General features: G+C 70.2%; 5 protein-coding genes. 2 read left to right on the top strand and 3 right to left on the bottom strand.

Features of this window, described 5'->3' with window-relative positions; translation table 11 throughout:
• The first annotated feature begins 116 nt into the window (after positions 1-116).
• On the top strand, positions 117-713 hold the full coding sequence (locus tag VE172_RS09495) for a GyrI-like domain-containing protein (protein WP_324800374.1): 597 nt from the start codon (positions 117-119) through the stop codon (positions 711-713).
• 312 nt (positions 714-1025) lie between these two features.
• Entirely contained in the window at positions 1026-1970 is a 945-nt protein-coding gene (locus VE172_RS09490) for a threonine ammonia-lyase (protein ID WP_324800372.1), read from the top strand.
• Here VE172_RS09490 and VE172_RS09485 read toward each other — a convergent pair.
• The 3 genes from VE172_RS09485 to VE172_RS09475 are packed head-to-tail and all read right to left on the bottom strand — an operon-like array spanning position 1967 to position 5114.
• Positions 1967-2494: a hypothetical protein gene (locus VE172_RS09485; protein ID WP_324800370.1), complete on the bottom strand. Its 528-nt coding sequence runs from the start codon at positions 2492-2494 to the stop codon at positions 1967-1969. The two genes, VE172_RS09490 and VE172_RS09485, sit on opposite strands and share 4 nt — an antisense overlap.
• Positions 2495-2522: 28 nt before the next feature.
• Positions 2523-3608 (bottom strand): LLM class flavin-dependent oxidoreductase, encoded by a 1086-nt coding sequence (locus VE172_RS09480; protein ID WP_324800369.1) that lies wholly within the window; start codon positions 3606-3608, stop codon positions 2523-2525.
• 57 nt (positions 3609-3665) lie between these two features.
• Positions 3666-5114 carry a glycoside hydrolase family 30 protein gene (locus VE172_RS09475; protein ID WP_324800367.1) on the bottom strand — a complete coding sequence of 483 codons (1449 nt, stop codon included), beginning with the start codon at positions 5112-5114 and terminating at the stop codon, positions 3666-3668.
• Between the last annotated feature and the right edge of the window lie 211 nt (positions 5115-5325).

The following is a 5325-nucleotide window of genomic DNA, read 5'->3' as shown; positions in this document are numbered from 1 at the left end:
CGGGGAGTTCCCGCCCGCCGAGGTCGCCGAGGCGGGTCACCAGGCCGCGGCGCTGTCGCGCGCGGCCAGCGTCTGAATCGATCCCGGGTGTCGTACCCGCGCGATAGCCTGCCGCGGTGGATCTGAAGAAGACCGACAGGCTGCTGTACGCCGCCAAGACCACTCCATCCATTGTAGACGTGCCGCCGCGCCCGTTCCTCATGATCGACGGTGTCGGCGACCCCTCGGGCGAGGTGTACGCCCACGGAGTCGAGGCCCTGTACACCGTGGCGTACGGCGCGAGATTCGCGCTGAAGAACGCGGGGACCCTGGAATACACGGTCCCCCCGCTGGAGGGGTTCTGGGACGCCAACCAGGAGGGCAAGTTCGAGCTGATCGCCGATCGGTCGGCGTGGGCGTGGACCATGGTGATCCCGCAGCCGCCGCAGGTGACGCAGGACCTGGTCGACGCGGCGAGGCAACGCGGGGCGAAGAAGAAACCCGGCATCCCCGTGGACCGGGTGCGTCTGTCCACATACGACGAGGGCCGCAGCATCCACGTGCTCCACATCGGACCGTACGCGGCCGAGGCCCCCGCCATCAAGGGCATGCTCGAGTTCGCCGCCGAGCGGGACCTGAAGGTGACGGGCCGCCACCACGAGATCTACCTGTCGGACCCCCGGCGCACCGAGCCCGCGAAGCTGAAGACGATCATCAGGTACGGCGTGAGCTGAGTCGCGACCTTCCCTTAGGTCAGTGGACAAACACGGCGTACGACCACAACATCCATATCGCGGACGACGCCAAAGTGCTCGCACGCGAGGGCGACGTCACGGACGCGAGCGTCATCGATCCCGACTCCACAGATCCGCTCCGGCGCCAGACCGAGGGTCGCCATATCGGTACCAGCGAGTTGCGGGGCGGGGCCTGCTGACTGCCACCATTGACGACGATGACCGCGACTGTCCCGTCAAGGTGCGGTATCAAAAGACCATCACGCCGGACATCGGGTCACCGCTTGACGTGTCGTCGGGGATCATGTCGCCATGGACTTCGTGACCCTGGACGACATCACCGCCGCCGCCGAGCGCGTTCGGGGGATATCCCTGCGGACGCCGCTGCTTCCCGCCGCGTGGGCGGGCGGGCTGTGGTTGAAGCCCGAGAACCTGCAACCCGTGGGGGCGTTCAAGATTCGGGGGGCGGCCAACGCGGTGGCGCGGCTGCCCGAGTCGGTGGGCGGGGTGGTCACGCATTCGTCGGGCAATCACGGGCGGGCGCTGGGGTATGCCGCGGCGCGGCGCGGGGTGGCGTGTGTGGTGGTGGCGCCCGATGCCGCCCCGCGGGTGAAGCTGGAGGCGATGCGGGCGACGGGGGCCGAGGTGGTGGTCGTGCCCGGGGCCAGGAGGGAGGAGGCGTGCGCCGAGTTGGCCGCCGAGCGGGGGCTGGCGGTCGTTCCGCCGTACGACCACCGCGACGTGATCGCGGGGCAGGGCACGATCGGGGCCGAGATCGTCGCCGACATGTCCGACGTGGAGACCGTGCTGGTGCCGATCGGGGGCGGAGGGTTGGCGTCGGGCGTCGGGGTGGCCGTCAAGGCTCTGTCGCCGTCGGCCCGGGTCATCGGGGTGGAGCCCGAGCTGGCGGCCGACACCGCCGAGGGATTTCGGGCGGGCAAGCGGGTGCACTGGAGCGTGGAGGACCGCTACCGCACCGTGGCCGACGGGGTGCGGGTGGAGCCGTCCGCGTTGACGTTCGCGCACATACGGCGGTACCTGGACGACGTGGTGACGGTGGCCGAGGACGAGATCCTCACGGCCGTGGGCGAACTGGCGCGACAGTCGCATGTGGTGGCCGAGCCCTCGGGGGCGTTGACCACCGCGGCGTACCTGCGGTACGGCGCGGACTGGGGGCGCACGGTCGCGGTGATCAGCGGGGGCAATGTGGACCCCGAGGTCCTCGCCGAGTGCGTGTCGCCGGGGCCGAGCCGTTAACCGTTGGTATTGCGCATCCGCTTCCGATTGATTCTGTCCACTTCGGAGTCGTTGGCCGACTTGATGGCGAACGCGTGAAGAATGCCGACGACGAACAGCAACACCAGACACACGATGCTCGCCACACCGGTGTCGGAGAGTTCGATGTCGCGCGGGAGATCCACCCGAACGACGATCAGCGCGACGATCGCCGCGGCCACGGCCGCCAGGACGACGGGGAGCACCACTGTGGCCAAACGCTCCTTGCCGACCGCCGTCATCAGCAGCGCGGCCAGCGCCGCGAGCACGAGCCACGCCAACCCCTGCCCGCCACCGCGCGTGTCCACCACCGGGGTGACGGCGACGGTGAAGCCGCCGTGCGTGTACGGCCTGTACAGCGGGAACCACGGCAGCACCACCATCACGGCGGCCAGGATCGCGGCGTAGAGCCGAGCGAAGCCGTCCAGCCGCCTGACGGCGCGGCGCTCCGCCAACTCGTTGTGACACGCCTCGATTTCGGCGCGCAGTTCCTCGATCTCGTCCATGACGCACCACGGTAAGGCACCGCGCAACTCACTCCGTCAACCCGTAGGCCTTCGCGATCAGCTCGTACGAACGGATTCGCGTGTCGTCTCCGTACACATTCGACACGATCATGAGTTCGTCGGCGGCGGTGCGCTCGACGAGTTCGTTGAGGCCGTCGGCCACCTCAGAGGCCGATCCGTACACCACATTGGACAACCAGGCGTCGATGAACTCGCGCTCGGCGGGGGTGTACGGGTGGTTCTCGGCCTCCTCGGGCGAGGGCATCAGGCCGGGACGCCCGCCGCGGACGCGCAGCATGGCCAGGCCCATGGTGCGCGCCAGGCGGGCGGCCTCGTCCGTGGTGTCGGCGGCGACGGCGCTGGCCGCGATCATCGCGTATGGACGGTCGAGGATCGCCGACGGGGAGAAGCTGTCGCGGTACAGCCGCAGCGCGGGCAGCGTGTTCTGCGCCGAGAAGTGGTGCGCGAAGGCGAACGGCCAGCCCAGCGCCCCCGCCAGGCGCGCGGAGTAGCCGCTGGAACCCAGCAGCCAGATCGGCGGGCGGGAGTGCGGGTAGTCGCCCGCCGCGGCCTGCGCGGGGCCGGGGATCGCGTTGATGCGGCGGTACGGGTGCTTGTCGGGCCAGCTGGCGTCGAGGAAGTGCACCAGTTCGGCCAGCTCGGTGTCGAAGTCGTCGGGATCGGAGTCGGTGTCGCGGCGCAGCGCCAGCATGGTGGGGCGGTCGGTGCCCGGGGCGCGGCCCAGGCCCAGGTCGACGCGGCCGGGGTGCAGGGCCTCCAGCGTGCCGAACTGTTCGGCGATCACCAGGGGCGCGTGGTTGGACAGCATGACGCCGCCCGAGCCGAGCCGGATGGTGTCGGTGTGGGCGGCGAGGTGGGCGATCAGCACCGCGGGGGACGAGGAGGCGATGCCGGGCATGGAGTGGTGTTCGGCGACCCAGAAACGGTGGTAGCCCAGCGATTCGGCGGCCTGGGCGGCGCGGGTGGTGGTGTCCAGAGCCCGCGCCACCGTGCTTCCCGAGCTGACCGTGGCCAGGTCGAGCACGGACAGCGGCACCGGCGCGGTGCCGCGCGCACGGGCGCGGATCGATGGGTCGTGGGCGGCGTCGTTCACCGTGGGCTCCTTGCTGTCGCGGTCGTCAATCGATGGACAGCGACGGCGGGCGGCGGGTTATTTCCGATCCGCCGATCCCGGCCAGGTGAACGTCGCCACGGCACCGGCGGGCAGGGCGTATTCGGCGCGTTCGGCGTGCTCGCCGAAGGTGAAGGTGTGCGCTGAGTCGTCGGCGTTGAGGACGACCAGCGCCCGGGTGCCGTCGGGGTTGACGAAGGCGACCGACTCCACTCCCCCGCCGCCCTGGGTGCCCGAGTCGACGCGGCGGGCGCCGCGCGCCACGAACTTCGACACGTGGCCGAGACTGTAGTACTGAGCGTTGTAGCTGACCGTGGAGCCGTCGATGGTGGCGACGCCGCGGCAGCGGTCGAGGCAGTAGCCGTCGTGGGGCCCGCCCTTGGCGTCCAGGGCGAGGTTCCAGCCCATCAGGGTCTCGGAGCCGCTGCGCAGGGCGCGGATCGTCAGGTTCTCCGTCTGCCACTTCAGACTCGACGAGAAGCTGGTGCCCGGCGAACGGGACTCGGCGCCCGAGCACTCGGTGAGGGCGACGCGTCCGCCGAGGTCGCCGATGTGGCGGGCCGATTCGGGATCGCCCTTGTAGCAGTGGAAGGCGGCGCCGACGACGCGGCGGATGTCGCTGGTGGCGCGCAGCACGTCGACGGCGTACTTCCAGTCTTGCCAGTTGTCGTCGAACGCGAAGATCTTCGTGTCGAGCCTGGCGGCGGTGAGGCGGCGATCCAGCACCCGCAGGAAGTCGGCCTCCTGTGTGGACGAAAAACGGGTGGAGGGGTATTTCGGGTTGCCGAACAGCGGTTCGTTTTGCGGCGTGAGCTCGCCGATCGTGATGCCCGCCTTCGCGTAGGCGCGGATGAACTTCACCAGGTAGTCGGCGTAGGCGCGGTAGTACTCGGGTTTGAGGCGGCCGTCGGTGAGTTGGCCGCTGTCCTTCATCCAGGCGGGCGGGCTCCAGGGGGAGGCCATGACGCGCACCGAGCCGTTGGTGGCGCGGGCCTGGCGCAGCACGGGCAGGATCTCGGGCTCGTCGCGGGTGATGGCGAAGCGGGTGAGATCGGGGTCGGGGGTGTCGCCGTCGTCGTAGGAGTAGAACGGCAGCGACTTGACGAAGTCGCTGGACGCCACGGGTTGGCGCAGGTAGTCCAGTCCGATTCCCTTGTCGCCGAACAGGTCCGCCATCAGGGTTTCGCGTTTGTCCTTGGGCAGTTGGGAAATCAGGTGCGCCGAGGATTCGGTGACCGAGGCGCCGACGCCCAACATGGACTGATGGCGGCCGGCGGCGTCGACGGGCAGGTCGATGGCGTCGGGGTCGTGGCCGAAGTCGAGGCGCTCGCCCGGCTCCAGCAGGTGATGGCCGTCGGCGGTGGTGAGGTACACCGACACCGGCGCCGCCTCGGCGGCCTGGGCGGGTAGGACCGCGTACGTCGCGACCATCACGACGGTCGCCGCGATGGACGTGCCGGAAACCCTGCGGCGCACCGAAAACCTCATCCGACCTCCGTAGTGTCGATGGAACTCATTGTGGCGGCGGGGCGGGCGCGCGTCAATTGCCGTAGAGGTGGGGCGCCAGCCAGTCGGGCGCCAGGGCGCGGAACTCCTCGGGGGCGAGCTTGTCGGCGGCCTCGGGCAGGATCCCGGCCAGCCCGCCCGCCATCGTCGTGAGGTCGGCGACGTTGGCCAGAACCACCGCGCCGGGAGCGGC

Source organism: Stackebrandtia sp. (assembly GCF_035643755.1).
Lineage (GTDB): Bacteria > Actinomycetota > Actinomycetes > Mycobacteriales > Micromonosporaceae > Stackebrandtia.
The sequence above is the reverse complement of the archived record's forward strand: the minus strand, read 5'-3'. Positions and strand labels throughout refer to the sequence as shown.

What these genes read in the sequence shown, in the direction of transcription:
- VE172_RS09490 (WP_324800372.1), top strand. Translation starts at nt 1,026, where the DNA reads ATGGACTTCGTGACCCTGGACGACATCACCGCCGCCGCCGAGCGCGTT.
- VE172_RS09475 (WP_324800367.1), bottom strand. Translation starts at nt 5,114, where the DNA reads ATGAGGTTTTCGGTGCGCCGCAGGGTTTCCGGCACGTCCATCGCGGCG.
- VE172_RS09485 (WP_324800370.1), bottom strand. Translation starts at nt 2,494, where the DNA reads ATGGACGAGATCGAGGAACTGCGCGCCGAAATCGAGGCGTGTCACAAC.